General features: G+C 63.4%; 13 protein-coding genes and 1 pseudogene. 6 read left to right on the forward strand and 8 right to left on the reverse strand.

What is annotated here, in order from left to right:
* Positions 1-40: 40 nt before the first annotated feature.
* The 4 genes from ACUSIJ_RS15360 (at position 41) to ACUSIJ_RS15375 (ending at position 3,614) form a co-directional block, all read left to right on the forward strand.
* Complete coding sequence (locus tag ACUSIJ_RS15360; protein WP_449309285.1) at positions 41-1,633, forward strand: ABC transporter substrate-binding protein; 1,593 nt, start codon at positions 41-43, stop codon at positions 1,631-1,633.
* Between the two features lie 49 nt (positions 1,634-1,682).
* Positions 1,683-2,582 carry an isocitrate lyase/PEP mutase family protein gene (locus ACUSIJ_RS15365; protein WP_449309286.1) on the forward strand — a complete coding sequence of 300 codons (900 nt, stop codon included), beginning with the start codon at positions 1,683-1,685 and terminating at the stop codon, positions 2,580-2,582.
* Positions 2,583-2,702: 120 nt separating this feature from the next.
* Entirely contained in the window at positions 2,703-3,008 is a 306-nt protein-coding gene (locus ACUSIJ_RS15370) for a hypothetical protein (RefSeq protein WP_449309287.1), read from the forward strand.
* A gap of 96 nt (positions 3,009-3,104) precedes the next feature.
* Positions 3,105-3,614, forward strand: a complete 510-nt coding sequence (locus tag ACUSIJ_RS15375) for a hypothetical protein (protein WP_449309288.1) — start codon at positions 3,105-3,107, stop codon at positions 3,612-3,614.
* 148 nt (positions 3,615-3,762) lie between these two features.
* On the opposite strand, the pseudogene ACUSIJ_RS15380 reads toward ACUSIJ_RS15375, so the two are convergent.
* Together ACUSIJ_RS15380 and ACUSIJ_RS15385 are read right to left on the reverse strand one after the other, a co-directional pair.
* Positions 3,763-4,037 (reverse strand): annotated as a pseudogene (locus ACUSIJ_RS15380) (transposase); the annotation flags it as partial.
* 129 nt (positions 4,038-4,166) lie between these two features.
* A complete protein-coding gene (locus tag ACUSIJ_RS15385) occupies positions 4,167-4,778 on the reverse strand; it encodes a TetR/AcrR family transcriptional regulator (RefSeq protein WP_449309289.1) in 612 nt (203 codons plus the stop codon).
* 159 nt (positions 4,779-4,937) lie between these two features.
* On the opposite strand from ACUSIJ_RS15385, the gene ACUSIJ_RS15390 reads away from it, so the two are divergent.
* On the forward strand, positions 4,938-5,693 hold the full coding sequence (locus ACUSIJ_RS15390; protein ID WP_449309290.1) for an SDR family NAD(P)-dependent oxidoreductase: 756 nt from the start codon (positions 4,938-4,940) through the stop codon (positions 5,691-5,693).
* 60 nt (positions 5,694-5,753) lie between these two features.
* A complete protein-coding gene (locus ACUSIJ_RS15395) occupies positions 5,754-6,722 on the forward strand; it encodes an SDR family NAD(P)-dependent oxidoreductase (protein WP_449309291.1) in 969 nt (322 codons plus the stop codon).
* 88 nt (positions 6,723-6,810) lie between these two features.
* Here ACUSIJ_RS15395 and ACUSIJ_RS15400 read toward each other — a convergent pair whose 3' ends face one another.
* The 6 genes from ACUSIJ_RS15400 to ACUSIJ_RS15425 form a co-directional block, all read right to left on the reverse strand.
* The gene (locus ACUSIJ_RS15400; protein ID WP_449309456.1) at positions 6,811-9,921 is read right to left on the reverse strand and encodes an efflux RND transporter permease subunit; all 3,111 of its coding nucleotides are present in this window, start codon (positions 9,919-9,921) and stop codon (positions 6,811-6,813) included.
* Positions 9,922-10,070: 149 nt separating this feature from the next.
* Positions 10,071-11,222 (reverse strand): efflux RND transporter periplasmic adaptor subunit, encoded by a 1,152-nt coding sequence (locus ACUSIJ_RS15405; protein WP_449309292.1) that lies wholly within the window; start codon positions 11,220-11,222, stop codon positions 10,071-10,073.
* Positions 11,223-11,276: 54 nt separating this feature from the next.
* A complete protein-coding gene (locus ACUSIJ_RS15410; RefSeq protein ID WP_449309293.1) occupies positions 11,277-11,885 on the reverse strand; it encodes a TetR family transcriptional regulator in 609 nt (202 codons plus the stop codon).
* Positions 11,886-11,957: 72 nt separating this feature from the next.
* On the reverse strand, positions 11,958-12,125 hold the full coding sequence (locus tag ACUSIJ_RS15415) for a hypothetical protein (RefSeq protein WP_449309294.1): 168 nt from the start codon (positions 12,123-12,125) through the stop codon (positions 11,958-11,960).
* 67 nt (positions 12,126-12,192) lie between these two features.
* A complete protein-coding gene (locus tag ACUSIJ_RS15420; RefSeq protein ID WP_449309295.1) occupies positions 12,193-15,372 on the reverse strand; it encodes an efflux RND transporter permease subunit in 3,180 nt (1,059 codons plus the stop codon).
* A gap of 106 nt (positions 15,373-15,478) precedes the next feature.
* Positions 15,479-16,678: an efflux RND transporter periplasmic adaptor subunit gene (locus tag ACUSIJ_RS15425; RefSeq protein ID WP_449309296.1), complete on the reverse strand. Its 1,200-nt coding sequence runs from the start codon at positions 16,676-16,678 to the stop codon at positions 15,479-15,481.
* Positions 16,679-16,708 lie beyond the last annotated feature (30 nt).

Raw genomic sequence — 16,708 nt, forward strand, 5'->3', positions numbered from 1 at the left:
CTACACTGAATGATGAAAACAAAAGGGTTGGGAGGACCGAATGTACGACAAGTTTCCTATTTCGCGGCGCAGCTTGATGAAGGCTTCGGCCGCCCTTGCCGTCGCCGGTTCGGGCGTGCTCGGCGCTCGCAAAGCCTCCGCAGCGGACGAGACCCGGCTCAAGGTCGCCTTGACCCCGCCGGCGACCCAGACGACCCTGGGCTTCATGACCGAGAACGAAGGCACCGGTCCGCTTCAGCCGATGTACGAGTTCCTGACGATGACGGACCACGTGAGCGGCGCTGTCATTCCAAATCTGGCGACCGAATGGCAGAGTTCGGCCGATACGCAGGAATGGCGTTTCACGCTTCGCTCCGACGTCACCTTTCATGACGGCAAGCCGTTTACGGCGAAAGACGTCGTCAAGAGCTGGGAGCTCCTGACGGCGCCGGATTCCCGCGCCACCAGCGCCTCGGTCTTCCGGAGGCTGATCGCTTCCGCGGACCGGATAAAGATCGTGAACGATCACGAGGTGATCTTCGAGCTTCAGGCTGCGGAGCCGGAATTGCCCTATTACCTGAGCCAGTCACAAGGTTTCCTGATCTATTCCAAGGACCATTGGGACAGCGTCGGCCAAGCCGGATATGCCGCCAAACCTGTCGGTACCGGTCCCTTCGAGTTCGTCGAGTTCCGCCAGGGGCAATATATCCTCTTCAAGCGCGTCGAGAATCACTGGCGGAAGACGCCCGAATTTGCCGAATTGCAGTTCCACTATATGCCCGAAGAAACGACAAGGCTCGCCGCATTGCTTGCCGGCGAAGTCCATATCGCCGAAATCTCCCGGTCACTGCAGACACAGGCCCTTGCGCGGGGCAAGAAGATCGTCACGAGTTCGCGTCCTGCGGCGAGCATCTCCGCGCGGTTCGGCGGCAATTACCTGACGCCCAAAGGGCCGCCCGGCCCGTTGACCGACAAGCTTGTCCGGCAGGCCATGAACCTCGCCGTCAATCGGGACGAAATCAATGCCCAGATCTTCGGCGGGCGTGGCACCGCAGCCGTCGTGGAGGGTTTCCAGTCCACGGATGCCGAGTTCGATCCCGCGTGGGAGCCCTATCCCTACGATCCGGAAAAGGCGAAGTCGCTGCTTGCGGAAGCCGGTTATGGCGACGGCTTCGAGTTCGACATGAGCGTCGTGTCGCCGGCCGGCTTTCCGGAACTGCCGACGGTCGTGGAGGCGCTCAGCATCTACTATTCGAACATCGGCCTCAGGCCGAACCTGGTCGAAATGGAATTTGCGGAGCAGAACAACCGGCAGCGGGCGGCGAACTTCTACAATACGGTCTATACCGGCAGGAATTCCATCAGGCCGCTGTTCCGCGTCATAGAATATTTCTCGTCGAAAGGCATCTATCATTTCTTCGAGGATCCCTATATCGAGGAGCGGATTGCCAGCTTCGGCGAAAGTGTCGACCCGGAGAAGCGCAGCGCCCTGCTGCGCGAGATTGGCGATTTCGTCTACAAGGCCTATGCGACCATCCCGCTGCTCTATCTCTATGCCGAGGTGGCCGTCGATCCGGAAGTGGTTGCCGAATACAAGGCGGATATGGGCGCTTTCGGCGCTTCAATCGGCCACGAATATACGAAGGCGGCATGAGGCGGCTGATGGCGGGGGCTTTTGAGACGACATGCGGACGGATGGAAGTGTGGCGACATTGACGACGAGAAAGAAGTTCCGGGAGCTCCTGCGCAACGATGGCATCATCGTTGCACCGGGCGCCTTCGACGCCCTCTCGGGACGTATGATCGAGGATGCGGGTTTTGGCTGCATTTATGTGGGCGGCTCGAATATCAATGCGGTCATGGGCTACCCGGACGGCGAGGCGACGCGGACGGAATATCTGGGCCGCGTGAGCGAGATTGTCGCTTCGGTCGGTGTTCCGGTTGTCGCTGACATCGAGACCGGCTTTGGCAGCGGAAGTCCCTTGGACCTCCACCGGACGGTCAGGGAATTCGAGCGCATAGGCGTGGCGGCGGTGCACTGCGAGGACCAGGTGACCGCGGTCAAGAACCAGGTGACTGTCGCAAAGAGCGGAAGCTTCAACGGCGCCTACGTGATTCCGCTTGCTGAAATGCTGAATAAAATCGAGGCAGCGCTGGATGCGCGGCAGGATCCCGACTTCGTCTTCATAGCGCGAACCGATGCACGGTCGCGCTATGGGCTGGACGAAGCCCTGGAACGAGGACGGGCCTATGCCCGTGCCGGGGCGGATATGGTGGTCGTCCAGTCTCTTCGATCGGCAGATGAACTGAAGCGGGCCGTCGATCATGTGGGGGCGCCGCTGCTGATCTATAATGGCGGCACCGCGGATCCATTGGATCTGCCGGCGCAGGAACTGGAGGCCATGGGGGTCAAGCTCGTGACCTTCGGCAGCGGTGTCCTGCGCGCGGCTGTCTGGGGGGTGCAGGAACTAGCCCGGGAACTCAAGGCCAACGGCACCGACAGGCGGCTGCGGGACCGGATGGTGAGCAAGGAACGTATCTGCGACCTGGTTGGCACACCGGCGCGGGATGAACTCCGGAAGCGCTATATGGATATCAAGTGACCAAGGCTCGTGTTGAGACAATTCGCTTTGAGACGAGGGGTGCGAGGCGGACATCGCAGAACTCAGAAATCTTGCGCTGGAAATGAAGAGATGAAGCAGTCTGGGTTTTGATGGGTGTCATTGGATTGTGTTCTCCACCGGCAGCGATGCCTGTCGCCGGATAACCTCGGCCTCGGCCATTTCCGCGCCATCGCCGCCGACGAGAACGGCGCGTTTCGGGCGCTCGTCAACAGTCTCAGCCTCGGCGCGGTCACGGTACTGCTCACCGGCCTGATCGCGCAGCGACATTCCTATACCGTGATGCGCACGCGCTTTCGTGGCAAGGGCTTTCTCGATGCGCTGACCGTCGTTCCCGACGCCCTTCCTGGCATCATCGTGGCGTGGAACCAGCCGTGGCTGCCGGTCCGACCTACGGCACGCCGCTGAGCCTGCTGATGGCCTATTGCTGCATCCTGCTGCCCTACACCGTAGCGCTACGCCAATGCCGCGTTCAGTCAGGTGGGCGACAACCTGGAGGCGGCCGTGGGTATTCGGCGCTTCGCCGCTGACGGCCTTCCGGCGCATCCCGCTGCCGCTGGTGCTGCCGAGCCTGATTACCGCAATGCTGCTCGTCTTCGCCATCGCGGCCGTGAACTCGTTGCGTCGATCCTGCTCGCGCCGGTGGGCATGGCGATGATCTCGACCTTTATCTGGCGGCAGCTCGATCAGGAAGCAGTGGGGCTCGGCATGGCGGTTGGTGCGCTGGGGCCTCACTTCGTTGGTGGTCATGGCGTCCGGATCGCGGACAGCGGCAGCATGATCGCTCATTGTCCCGCCAGCAATCTCAAGCTCGGCAGCGGCATCGCGCCTGTGCGCGAGATGCTGGCTCGACGTCTCTGCGTCGGGCCGTACGGCGTCCGACATTGCTGCCTTCCTCGCAGGGCATGGTGTAGGCATTGGCGTCGAGGCACCGTTTCGCATGCGGGCCGTGACCCATCTCGGCATCACCCGCCAGGACATCGACGCGACCATCGACCTTTTCGGGAGGCTTGATCTGGAATGACCAAAGCTTTGAAAGCGAACGCTTTCGCTATCGCACCCAGCATTGCCCTGGCTGACGAAATGCTGCAGAAGCTCGCGGTGCCAAGCAAACTGGAGATTTAACCCCTTGGGCGACCTGAAGAACTGGCTTTTCCTCTCCCGTCGGAGAGGCTTCTCTGCCTTCCAGTTCTCGCGCTTCCATGACCAGAGCGTGGTTGATCTGGCTCCACAACCGCATTGCCCGCCATTCGTGAAAGTAGCGCTGAACGGTCGAACAGGGTGGCAAGTCCTTTGGCAACATCCGCCACTGGCAATCCGTCGAAGCGATATAGAGGGGGCGTTCACCACCTCCCGGAGATCGGTCGTCCGCGGCCTGCCCAGTCGCCGAGGCGCAGGCAGAAGCGGATCAACGATCGCCCATTCCCGATCCGTCAGATCGCTTGCGTAACGCGTTGTCCGGCGTACATACCCGCGCCGGGTTCAATTCGGGCCATCGTGAACTCCATCGAAGCTTTGCAAACCCGAAGGAATCACAAGCCATTGAATTCTTTCCGAGACGGCCTCTTAGGGTGACTTTCCGGAAAGTGTGGAACTACCGGCAGGCCACGTGGAAAGCGCTTGCTCGGCAATAGCCTCCAGCATGTCGCGGCTAAAGCCGGCTTTGGCCTGCACCGCCATGCCGTGAAGGACAGCCATCACGAACGCCGCAAGGACGTCAGGTTTGGCCGTCTCCGGTAAGTCGCCCTCGGCCTTTGCCCGTTCGAAGCGTTCGCGAAGCTGCGTCTCACCAGCCGCGCGAGCATCTATCAACGCTTGTCGCACAGGTTCCGCCTCATCCGATCCCGCCAGGGCCCCATTGATACCGAGACACCCCGTATGGTCGGGATAACGCGTACTGAGGTCGGCTGCACTGTACAGGATATGCGCAGCAACATCCCGCGCTGTCGGGAGCTGGAGCCCCTCCGGAATGTAGTCCAAATATCGCTCGTAATAGCGAGCCAGGGCTTGGCGGAAGAGCGCTTCCTTATTGCCAAATGCAGAATAGAGGGCGGGCCTCTCTACGCCGGTAGCCTCGGTCAGGTCGGCGTAGGAAGCACCTTCGTAGCCCTTGCGCCAGAAGACGCATAGCGCGGCGTCGAGCGCTTTCTCCACGTCAAATTCGCGATGGCGTCCCATCAGCTCAACTCAGCCTTTTTCATAATGGTCATTATTAAACCACTTGACAGCCCCTGTCTACATTTCATACCAATCGTTATAGTAATGGTCGTTACGTAAACACAGCGCTATCGCTCGCTAAGGTCAGGCGGCGCTTGATCGTGTACGGAAAGGGTTCTCATGTCGAACATGTTGAAGGGCAAGGTTACTCTGATAACCGGGGGGTCTCGGGGCCTCGGAGCTGCGACCGCCTCGGCGCTGGCCGCCCAGGGGGCTGACGTTGCGATCAGCTATGTCGCGTCAGCGGAAAAAGCGGAGGGGGTCGTTCAGGAGCTGAAAAAGACAGGCGTGCGCGCCATCGCGATCAAGAGCGACCAGGCCGACCTGTCGTCCGCCAAATCCTTGATCGACGCCGTCGTCTCACACTTCGGCAGGCTCGACATCCTCGTGAACAATGCGGCCATCGCGGTTCAGGGCAAGAGGGTCGACGATCCCGAACTCAATGCCGATGAACTCGACCGGCAGTGGCAGATCAATGTGCTCGGTGCTGTTGCAACAACGCGAGCCGCAGCACGGAAACTCTCGGACGGTGGACGTATCATTTTCATAGGTTCAGCACTTGGCAGCCGTGTCGCATTCCCTGGCGCGGCGGACTACGCGGGCACCAAGGCGGCAATCGTCGGGTATGCGAAAGGTGTCGGGCGTGATCTTGGCCCGCGCAACATCACCGTAAACGTCGTGCAGCCAGGCATCATGCCCACGGACATGGCGGCAGCCGCTGCCCACAACTTGCCGGAAACGATAATGGATCTGCACGCAATCCGCCGGATCGCGACCTTGGAGGAGGTGGCAGCGGCCGTATGCTTCCTCGCAGGTCCAAACGCCGACTATATCAGCGGTAGCGTCCTGGATGTGGCCGGCGGAATCCAAATCTGAGTGTCGCAGATCAGGCCGACGAAGGTCAAAGCTCTTACACGCGCAATTGAAGGAAAAGAGATGACCAAGAAATTTGGTGCAAAGTCGACCGCCGATGAGGTTCTTTCCAGCGCTGAGCTGAAGGGAAAGCGATTTCTCGTTACGGGTGCATCGTCGGGCATCGGGCTCGAAACCGCCCGCTCACTGGCCTCTCATGGCGCTAGCATCGTCGGCGCAGTCAGGGACCTCGCTGAAGCTGAGCCGGCCACTGCACCGGTCCGTGACGCCGCCTCGGAGGGAGGCGGCAGCCTGGAGCTGATCGCGCTCGATCTGGCATCCTTGCAGAGCGTTCGTGCCTGTGCGGATAGACTGCTGGCTGACGGCCGGCCGTTCGATTCCATCATCGCCAACGCCGGCGTTATGGCAACGCCGTTCGGTCGGACGGTCGATGGCTTCGAAGTCCAGTTCGCGGTCAACTATCTTGGTCATTTTGCCTTGATCAATCGGATCGAGCCGCTGCTCGCCGATAACGGGCGCCTGGTGGTGCTGTCGTCCCAGGCGCATCGCGTCGCCGATGTTGACCTCAACGATCCGAATTTCGAGCATCAGGCATACGGCCCTTGGGTCGCCTATGGCCGATCGAAGACGGCAACCTCTCTCTTCGCAGTGGAATTCGACCGGCGGCATCGCGATCGCGGCATCCGGGCTGCCTCGGTGATGCCCGGGAATAGCCTCACTGCTCTCCCCCGCCATCTCGCGCAGGAAGACTTGCAGGGCCTTTTCGAGACCGTTGGCAAAGCGCGCGCCGAAGCGAGGCTTCCGCCAGCAGAGCTGAAAGAGATCCCGCAGGCGGCGGCAACATCAGTCTGGGCCGCAGTCGTGGCTGACAAAGACGAGATCGGCGGGCACTATCTCGAAGATTGTGCGGTCGCGCCGATCGATGACACGCCCAACCCGTTTGCCGACGGCGTAAGGTCATATGCGCTCGACGCTGACAAAGCCAGGCGGCTTTGGGCAAAAAGCGAGGAATGGATAAGCGCTGCCTCGTGAAGGTCACCGGTCAGGGCGTCGCGTCGGCAACGCCGGTCTGCGGGCCGGGTGCCCATGATCCGATCCGGCAAATCGGGCGATCCGCGCGTCATTGCGCCGGTACTTCGCTCCCCGTGGCGGAGACGACCGTCCCCTGCTTGCGCTCCTTGCCGAAGAACAGGGCATAGCCGGCCGGCAGCACGAGGATCGTCAACACGGTGGCAACCAGGATGCCGCCCATCATCGCATAGGCCAGCGGCCCCCAGAACACGCCGCGGGAAATGGGGATGAGCGCCAGAACGGCGGTCATCGCCGTCAGCATGATGGGACGGAAGCGCCGCACGGCCGCGCCGACGATGGCCTCCGAGCGTTCCATGCCTGCCGCGATGTCCTGATCGATCTGGTCGACCAGAATGATGGAATTGCGCATGATGATGCCGAGCAGCGCGATGACGCCGAGGATGGCGACGAAGCCGAAAGGCGCGCCGCTGATGAGAAGCGCGGCCGCCGCGCCGATAATGCCGAGCGGTCCGGTCACAAGCACCAGCATCGCCTTGCCGAAGTGCTGGAGCTGGATCATCAGCAGCACGATGATGACCGCCATCATGACAGGCGCCTTGGCGGCGATGGAGGCCTGGCTTTCGGCGGAGTCCTCGGCGCCGCCCTGTATTTCCACCCGGTAGCCGGGTGTCAGCCCGGCGCGCAGGTCCTGCATGTCGGCATACATCTTCAGGACGACATCGTTGGGCTGCACGTCATCGGGCAGGGTCGCGCGCACGGTGATGGTCGGCAGGCGGTCGCGGCGCCATTCGATCCCCTGCTCCATCACCGGCACCACCTTCGCCACCTGTGACAGCGGCACGAAGCCCCCGAAATCCGTCGGGATGTAGATCGACTCCACGGCCGACAGCAGACGCCGGCTGCCCTCCGGCTCACGCGCGACCACGGAAACGGTCTCCTCGCCATCGCGGAAAGCGCCGAGCGGCACACCGGACATCCCCGCCTGCAGCATCTGGCGGATGCGTTGCGAGGTGACGCCGAGCGCGCGGGCGCGGTCCTGATCCACAACCAGCCTCATCGAGGTCACGGGCTCCAGCCAGTCATCGTGAACCGATGCCAGTTGCGGATTCGCCATGAAGCGTGCCTTGACCTGATCGGCAATGCGCCGGACTTCGTCGCGATCCGGCCCGGTGACGCGCATCTGGACCGGCCAGCCGGTCGGAGGACCGAGGAAGAGGCGGTCGACCTTGCCGCGAATATCCGGAAAATCCTCGGCCAGAAGCTGGCGCAGCTTGGCGATCAGGCGCTCGCGGGCGGGCTCGTCCCTGGCCATGATGAGAAGCTGCGCGAAATTCGGGTTGCGAAGCTGCTGGTCGAGCGGCAGGAAGAAGCGCGGGGCGCCCTCGCCGATATAGGTGGCGATGAAGCGCTTGTCGTCATCATCCATGATGCGGGCTTCGAGCGCCTTCGCCTGCCTTTCGACCTCGAGAATGCTCGTGCCTTCCGGCAACCACAGGTCGACGAGGATTTCCGGCCGCGAGGATTGCGGGAAGAAGTTCTTCGGAATGAACTGGAAGGACCACAGGCTCACCGCGAAGGTGGCGAGCGTGAGCGCAAGCACGACGAGACGGTGATGCACGGCCCAGCCCACCGTAGCCCGCAGGCGGCGATAAAAGCGCGTGTCGAAGACATCGTGGTGATTGCCGGCGTGATGGCGCTGCCTGAGGAGCATATAGCCGAGCCAGGGCGTGAAATAGACCGCCACGAACCACGATATCACCAGCGCGATGCCGACGACATAGAACAGCGAGCGCACGTACTCTCCCGCCGTGGACGCGGCGAAGCCGACCGGGATGAAACCGGCGGTTGTGATCAGCGTGCCGGTGAGCATCGGGAATGCCGTCGAGGCATAGGCGAAGCTTGCCGCCTCCAGCTTGACGAGCCCCTCTTCCAGTTTCCTCTCCATCAGCTCCACGACGATCATCGCGTCATCCACCAGGAGACCGAGCGCGATGATGAGCGCGCCGAGCGAGATGCGCTGAAGCTCTATGCCGAGCTCGTACATGATGGCGAAAGTGGCCGCCAGCGTCAGCGGAATGGCGATGGCGATGACCAGCCCGGCGCGCCAGCCGATGGACAGGAAGGACACGACCAGCACGATGGCAAGCGCCTCGCCCAGCGCCTTCATGAACTCACTGACGGCCTCCGTCACCACCTCGGGCTGATTGGAGATCTGGTCGATATGCGCGCCATAGGGCAGTACCGCCTCGAAACGCCGGTATGTTTCCTCCACCGCCCGGCCGACATCCGTGACCTTGTAGCCGCTGGCCATCACCACGCCGACCTGCACGCTGTCCGCGCCGTTGAAGCGGAATTTTCGCGAGAACGGATCCTCCAGCCCGAGCGAGACGGTGGCGATGTCGCCGAGCCGGGTAACCTGGCCGCCGGTGCGCAGGCGCAGATCGCGTATGTCCTCCAGCCTGCTGACGTTTCCTTCAACTGCAATGCGCACCGATCGCGTGTCCGTCTCGACGAAACCCGCCGAATCCACCGCATTCTGCCCCGCAAGCGCGTTTCTCAGATCGTTGAGTGTCAATCCCCGCTCCGCCATCGCCGTGGAGGAGATGTCGATATAGATCCTCTCCGGCTGATCGCCGATGATGACGGCTTTCTCGACGCCCGGTGTCGACAGCAGCATGTCGCGGGCCTGAATGGCGAGTTTCTTCAGCTCGGGAAAGGTGAACCCCTCGCCGCTGAAGGAATGCAGGGTGATGAAGGTGTCCCCGAATTCATCGTTGAAATAGGGTCCGATCAGGCCCTCGGGCAGCTCGCCGGCGATGTCGTTCACCTTCTTGCGTACCTCATAGAAGCTGTCGGCAACCTGTTCGGCGTTGGTGTCGCCCTTGATCTGCAAGGTGATGATGGCGCTGCCGGCGCGCGTGTAGGAGCGAATGAAATCCAGATGGGGGGTTTCCTGCAGCTTGCGCTCGATGCGGTTCACCACCTGGTCTTCCATCTCCTGAATGGAGGCGCCGGGCCATGCGGCCTGAACCACCATGACCCGGAAGGTGAAATCCGGATCCTCCTTCTGACCCATGCGCATCAGCCCGAAGACGCCGGCCAGCAGAATGAAGACGAACAGGAAACGCGCCATACTCGCGTGCCTGATGGCCCAGCGCGAGAGATTGAAGGGCTGCTTTTCGTCGGTCGAAGTCGTCATGGGCGAAGTCGTCATCGGCATTGTCCGTTTCCGGTTGCTGCGTCCGGGCGCAGGCACCTGTCAGCAGCCGGGCAAGGGCGGTCCCATGGGCGGTCCCACGGGCGGTCCCGCAATCGGTCCGTCCCCGGCAGAAGAGAGAGCGGCGCCGTTTAGCGCAGAACCACGCCGGTCTCGGTCGCGGCGGACTGGTGCGTCCCCGCATCGGCGGGCAGCTTCACCTGCAAGTTCTCGGTCATGAACTGTGTTCCGGCCGTCACGACGATGTCGCCCGCAGTCAGCCCGCCGGCGATGCGCACGCCGTCAGCCGTGAAATCCGCGACGTCGACGGGACGCGCATGCACGGTCCTTGCCGCCCTGTCGACGGCCCAGACGACGGGAGCGCCGTCCTTCGTCGACAAGGCGCTGAGCGGAACGGATACGAGGGGGCTGGCGGCCTCGGCGGCCGTTCTGACGGTGGCCGTCATGCCGAGCAGAATGCGGGAATCATTGGGCACGCTGACGCGCACGGCAAAGGTGCGCGATTGGGGATCGGCGCTTCCGGCGACCTCCCGAACCCTGCCGTCGAGATTCAGCATGGCGTCGGACCAGAAACCGACTTTCACGGCCTTGCCCGGCGAGAAATGGGCGATGTCCACTTCGGGAACCGCAATCTGTACTTCCTTTTCGCCGTCGAGCGCCACGGTCACGACAGGCGTACCGGAACCGACGACCTGCCCGACATCGGCGTTGATGGCCGTCACGATGCCGTTCCCGACCGCCTTGAGTTCGGTGTAATTCACCTGGTTCTCCGCCTGGGCGAGCGCGGACTGCGCGGAATCGCGCATCGCCACGGCCTGCTGATAGGCGAGATCGGCCTGTTCGAACTGCGACTTGGCGACGACGTTGCGGGCCAGAAGCTGCTCCGCGCGGTTGCGGCTGATGGCCGCCGTCTCGACCTGCCGCTTGGCCGCCTCGAGGCTCGCAGCCGCGCTTTTCAGCGACAGCTCATAGTCCACGGCATCGAGCTGCGCCAGGACATCCCCTTCCTTGACGCTGTCGCCGATATCCACCAGCCGGCGGATGATCTTGCCGCCGACGCGAAAGCCGAGGTTCATCTCGGTGCGTGCCTTCAGCGAGCCGGAATAATGCAATTCGCGTCCATTATGCGCACCGGCGATCTCGATGACCTTGACCGGCCGCACGACCTGGGGCGCCTCGGCCTTTTCCTCGGAGCAACCCGTCAGCAGCAGCACCGAGAGCACGGCCAGGGACAGGCCGATGCGAACCTGCTTTCCGGAAATGATGGCCTCGATCGCGGACATCCGCCTACTCCACGTTAAGAAATCCCTTGCCGAACGGGGCCGTGACGACCCCGCCTATCCCTTCAATGCCTTCAAGGCAAATTCGATGATTTGTTCCGCCGTCGCCCGGTTTTCCTTGGCGCGGCATTGGGCGACCATCTGCGGGTGGCACAGGTTGACGGTCGCCGCGCCGAAGCAGCGCGCCGCGATGACGGCGTCCTGCTGCGCGAACTCACCTGCCTCTATGCCTTGATGAATGATGTCCGCGATAATCTCGTGCATGCGGTCGATATGCTGTTCGATCACATGCCAATCCCGCTCGATGGCGACGATAACCATCTCGTGGACCTTCTCTTCATCGATCATAGTCTCGAGCGTCATCTGGTATTGCGCCATCACGTGGCGGCGCAGCCTTTCGCCGGCGCTGAGCGGCAGACGGGAAATCGCCAGCGCCGCCTCATGGGAAGCCGCCAGCATCCGCCCGCAAATGGCTTGGTGGATATCGACCTTGGAATCGAAGAACCGATAGATGTTGGCCGGCGACATGCCGAGATCGCGGGCGATATCAGCGACGTTGGTCTTGCTGTAACCGTAATGGCGGAAAAGGCGCTCCGCGCTGTCGAGTATCCTCGACACGTTTTCCTGCCGGCTACTGTCCGTCCCGGTTGCGGGAGTGTCATCCATGGCCCAGAGCATCCATATTCACGACTGACGAATTTATAATTTCGTCAGTCATACATCGTCAAGGCTGCCATGTCAAACATCCACACGCCGAAAACTGGTCGAGGCGATCCCGGCGTCCGCGCATTGCTGCCTTTCGTTGAAACGCAGCAATGCTGTAATTTTTTGATTTAACGCGTTTTCTTCACGCAAACCGGCGCTCACTTTGCTTGAAAACGCTCTATCTCCTTGTTTCAACGTCATTCCGGCCGCAAAAGCGGTTCTCGCTTTTGCGGCCGGATTTGCTTCAGGTCGAGGCAGGTCCGCCCCGTTACTCCGCGGCTTGCGGGACCGGCGCCTCGACGTCATGCCTGGCGAGCGCGCGGTTGCCCGCCAGCCTGCGCATCAGCACGTAGAAGACCGGCGTCAGGAAGATGCCGAAGGCGGTGACGCCGATCATCCCGGCGAAAACCGCGATGCCCATGGCCTGACGCATCTCGGCGCCGGCGCCGGTGGAGACGACCAGCGGCACCACGCCCATCACGAAGGCGAGCGAGGTCATCAGGATCGGCCGCAGGCGCAGCCGGCTCGCCTCGACCGCGGCCTCGACCGGCGTCCTGCCTTCGAATTCGAGCTCGCGCGCGAATTCGACGATCAGGATGGCGTTCTTGGCCGACAGGCCGACCAGTACGACGAGGCCGATCTGGGTGAAGACGTTATTGTCTCCCCCTGTGAGCCAAACCCCGGTCAGCGCCGCGAGCAGGCCCATCGGGATGATGAGCAGGATCGCGATGGGCAAGGTCAGGCTCTCGTACTGTGCCGCCAGCACTAGGAAGACGAGAAGGATCGCCACGGGGAAGACGATCACCGCCGAATTGCCCGCCAGGATCTCCTGATAGGTCAACTCGGTCCACTCGAAGGCGAAGCCTTGCGGCAAGGTCTCCGCGGCGATGCGCTCCACCGCTTCCTGCGCCTGGCCGGAGGAGAAGCCAGGAGCCGCCCCGGCATTGATGTCGGCCGAGAGGAAGCCGTTGTAGCGCATCGCACGCTCGGGCCCCGAATCGGAGCGGACGTCCAGCACCGCGTTTAGCGGGATCATCTCGCCCGTGTTCGAGCGCACCTTCAGCTGGCCGATATGTTCAGGCAGGGCGCGGAAGGGCGCATCGGCCTGGACGCGCACGGTGTAGGTGCGGCCGAACCTGTTGAAGTCGTTGACATAGGTCGAGCCGAGATAGGTCTGCAACGTGTCGAACACCTCGTTCACCGGCACGCCGAGCTGACGGGCCTTGGTGCGGTCGATGTCGGCATAAAGCTGCGGGACGTTGACCTGGAAGCTCGAGAACATGCCCGCGATCTCCGGCGCCTCCGCGGCTCTCGCCATGAAGGCCTTGGTTGCCTCGTCGAGGGCGGCATAGCCGAGGCCGACGCGATCCTCGATCTGAAGCTTGAAGCCGCCGATGGTGCCGAGCCCCTGCACGGGCGGCGGCGGGAACATTGCGATGAAGGCCTCCTTGATGCCGGCGAACTCACTGTTGAGCTGCATGGCGATGGCGTCGCCGCTCAGGGAGGGGTCCTTGCGCTCGGCGAAGGGCTTCAGCCCCACGAAGACAACGCCGGCATTCGACGAGTTGGTGAAACCGTTGATCGAGAGGCCTGGAAAGGAGATCGCATTCTCGACGCCCGGATGCTTGAGAGCGATCTCGTCCATGCGGCGGATCACGTCCTCTGTGCGGTCGAGTGTAGCGGCATCCGGCAATTGCGCGAAGCCGACGAGATACTGCTTGTCCTGACCCGGCACGAAGCCGCTCGGCACCGCCCTGAACAGCACGCCCGTCAGGACGAGCAGCAGGACATAGACGCCCAGCATGATCGCGCGACGCGAGATCACCCGGCGCACGCCGCCGCCATAGGCCTCCGAGGAGCGCCGGAAGAAGCGGTTGAAGGCGCGGAAGAACCAGCCGAGCACCCGGTCCATGACGCGCGTCAGCCCATCCTTCGGGGCTTCGTGGCCCTTCAGCAGCAGCGCCGCCAGCGCTGGCGAGAGCGTCAGCGAGTTGATCGCCGAGATCACCGTCGAGATCGCGATGGTGAGCGCGAACTGGCGGTAGAACTGGCCGGTGAGCCCAGAGATGAAGGCGAGCGGCACGAAGACCGCGACGAGCACCAGCGCGATCGCGATGATCGGGCCGGAGACCTCCCGCATCGCCTTGTAGGTCGCTTCGCGCGGGGGAAGGCCGTTCTCGATGTTGCGCTCGACGTTCTCGACCACGACGATCGCATCGTCGACGACGATGCCGATGGCCAGCACGAGGCCGAAGAGGCTGAGCGCGTTGATCGAGAAGCCCATCAGGTACATCACCCCGAAGGTGCCGACGATCGAGACCGGAACGGCGAGGAGCGGGATGATCGAAGCCCGCCAGGTCTGCAGGAAGACGATGACGACGAGCACGACCAGCGCCACCGCCTCCAGCAGAGTGTGGATGACGGCCTCGATCGAGGCGCGTACGAACTGGGTGGTGTCGTAGACGATGCTGTAGTCGACACCCTCCGGCATGTTCTGCTTGATTTCGGCCATCACCGTCTCGACCTGGTCGGCGATCGCGATGGCGTTGGAGCCGGGCGCCTGGAAGATGGGCACCGCGACGGCCGACTGGCCGTTCAGCAGCGAGCGCAGCGCGTATTCGGCCGCACCGAGCTCGATGCGGGCGACATCCTTGAGGCGCACGACCGCGCCGTCAGCGCCGGTCTTGACGATGATCTCGCCGAACTCCTCCTCCGACTCGAGGCGCCCCTGCGCATTGACGGAGAGCTGGAAATCGAGGCCGGGCGCGCTCGGCGACGCGCCGATCACGCCGGCGGCGGCCTGCACATTCTGGGCCCTGATTTCGCGCACGACGTCGCCCGGGGACAGGCCGTGCTCGGCAACCTTCTGCGGATCGAGCCAGACACGCAGCGAATAGTCGCCCGAGCCGAAGAGCTGGACCTGGCCGACGCCGTCGACGCGCGCCAGCCGGTCCCTGACGTTGAGCAACGCATAGTTGCGCAGATAGGTCATGTCGTAGCGGCCGTTCGGCGAGATGATGTGCACCACCATCGTCAGGTCGGGCGAGCTCTTGATCGTGGTGATGCCGAGCCGGCGCACCTCCTCGGGCAGGCGCGGCTCAGCCTGGCTGACGCGGTTCTGCACGAGCTGCTGGGCCTTGTCCGGATCGGTACCGAGCCGGAAGGTGACGTTCAGCGTCATCACGCCATCGGTCGTCGCCTGGCTCGACATGTAGAGCATGCCTTCGACGCCGTTGATCTGCTCCTCGATCGGCGTCGCCACGGTTTCCGCGATCACGCGCGGGCTGGCGCCGGGATACTGCGCGCGTACGACCACGGTCGGCGGCACGACCTCGGGGTATTCGGAGATCGGCAGGGCCCTGATCGATAGCAGCCCGGCCAGGAATATCAGCACGGAGAGGACCGCCGCAAAGATCGGCCGGTCGATGAAGAACTTGGAGAGGTTCATGGGGCGTCCCCTTTTCGAGCGACGTATGCTTGCCAGCTGCGGTCCCGCTTCGCGGCGTCCGCAGCTGGCCACGGATTCAGCATCGTGTGGTTCAGTGTCGTGTGGTTCAGCGTTGCGAGAGTTCGGTCGCGGGCTTCTTCAGCTCGCTCTTCTCGGCCATCGGCACCGGTTCCGGCGCGACTGTCGCACCGGGCCGGACATGCTGCAGCCCGTTGACGATGATGCGCTCACCGGGCTTCAGCCCGGCATTGACCACACGCAGCCCGTCATGGGCCGGGCCGAGCGAGACCTCGCGCCAGGCGGCCGTCGCGTCGTCGCCGACGACGAAGACGAACTTCTTGTTCTGGTCGGTGCCGACCGCGCGCTCGTTGATGACGAGCTGCGGCTCGGCCCTGGCCTGCCCGAGCTGCACCCGGACGAACTGGCCGGGCATCAGCCGCCCGTCGGGATTGTCGAGAAGGGCGCGCACCCGCACCGTGCCGCTGGCGCCATCGATGCCGTTGTCGACGAAATGCAAACGGCCGCTGAACTGCGCCGCCTCGGTCGTCGCCGTGGTGAGCCTCACCGGAATCTGCTCCAGCGCACGCGAACCATCCGGCAGCGAGGCGAGCGCGTCGAGCACGCTGCGCTCGTCGGCATTGAAAGCCGCATAGATCGGATCGACCGACAACAGGCTGGTCAGCACCTGGTCGCCGGCGGCGATGAGATTGCCGACGGTGACGTCCAGCCGGCCGATGCGGCCGCTGATCGGGGCGCGGATCTGCGTGTAGTCGAGGTTGAGCTGCGCCGTGCGGCGGGCCGCCTCGGCGGCGCGGAGATTGGCCTCGGCCTCGCGCAGGCCATGCACGCGGGTGTCGAGGTCACGCTGCGAGAGGTTGCGGGTGGCGAAGAGCTTCTGGCCGCGTTCGTGCTCGCTCTCGGAGAGCGCGACGCGCGCCTGGGCGCTGAGCACCTGCGCTTCAGCGCGTTCGAGCTCGGCGAGATAGGGCGCCTGGTCGATGCTGACGAGCAGATCGCCCTGCTTCACCAGATTGCCCTCGCGGAAATGCACAGCCTCGACGACGCCTGAAACACGCGAGCGCAGCTCGACGCGTTCGAGCGCCTCCAGCCGGCCGGAAAACTCGGCCCAGGGCACGATCTCACGCGCCTCGACCGTGGCGACGGAGACCGGCACGGCGGGAGCAGGAGCGGCGGGGGTGTCCCCCTGTGCGAGGTTGCCGGGGAGGGCAAAGGCGGCGATGGCGGTCAGTGCGACAGCGACGGTGAGGGCAGCCACAAGGCCGCGACGGTTCGTTCCCTGAATCATGGGGGGCGGTCCTTCTTCGAGAATGACATG

Source organism: Pseudochelatococcus sp. B33, from assembly GCF_053570585.1.

Coding starts and splice junctions, on each gene's coding strand:
- ACUSIJ_RS15360 (WP_449309285.1), top strand. CDS start 41: ATGTACGACAAGTTTCCTATTTCGCGGCGCAGCTTGATGAAGGCTTCG.
- ACUSIJ_RS15385 (WP_449309289.1), bottom strand. CDS start 4,778: ATGGGACGCCATCGCGAATTTGACGTGGAGAAAGCGCTCGACGCCGCG.
- ACUSIJ_RS15390 (WP_449309290.1), top strand. CDS start 4,938: ATGTCGAACATGTTGAAGGGCAAGGTTACTCTGATAACCGGGGGGTCT.
- ACUSIJ_RS15395 (WP_449309291.1), top strand. CDS start 5,754: ATGACCAAGAAATTTGGTGCAAAGTCGACCGCCGATGAGGTTCTTTCC.
- ACUSIJ_RS15400 (WP_449309456.1), bottom strand. CDS start 9,921: ATGACGACTTCGACCGACGAAAAGCAGCCCTTCAATCTCTCGCGCTGG.
- ACUSIJ_RS15405 (WP_449309292.1), bottom strand. CDS start 11,222: ATGTCCGCGATCGAGGCCATCATTTCCGGAAAGCAGGTTCGCATCGGC.
- ACUSIJ_RS15410 (WP_449309293.1), bottom strand. CDS start 11,885: ATGGATGACACTCCCGCAACCGGGACGGACAGTAGCCGGCAGGAAAAC.
- ACUSIJ_RS15415 (WP_449309294.1), bottom strand. CDS start 12,125: ATGACGTTGAAACAAGGAGATAGAGCGTTTTCAAGCAAAGTGAGCGCC.
- ACUSIJ_RS15420 (WP_449309295.1), bottom strand. CDS start 15,372: ATGAACCTCTCCAAGTTCTTCATCGACCGGCCGATCTTTGCGGCGGTC.
- ACUSIJ_RS15425 (WP_449309296.1), bottom strand. CDS start 16,678: ATGATTCAGGGAACGAACCGTCGCGGCCTTGTGGCTGCCCTCACCGTC.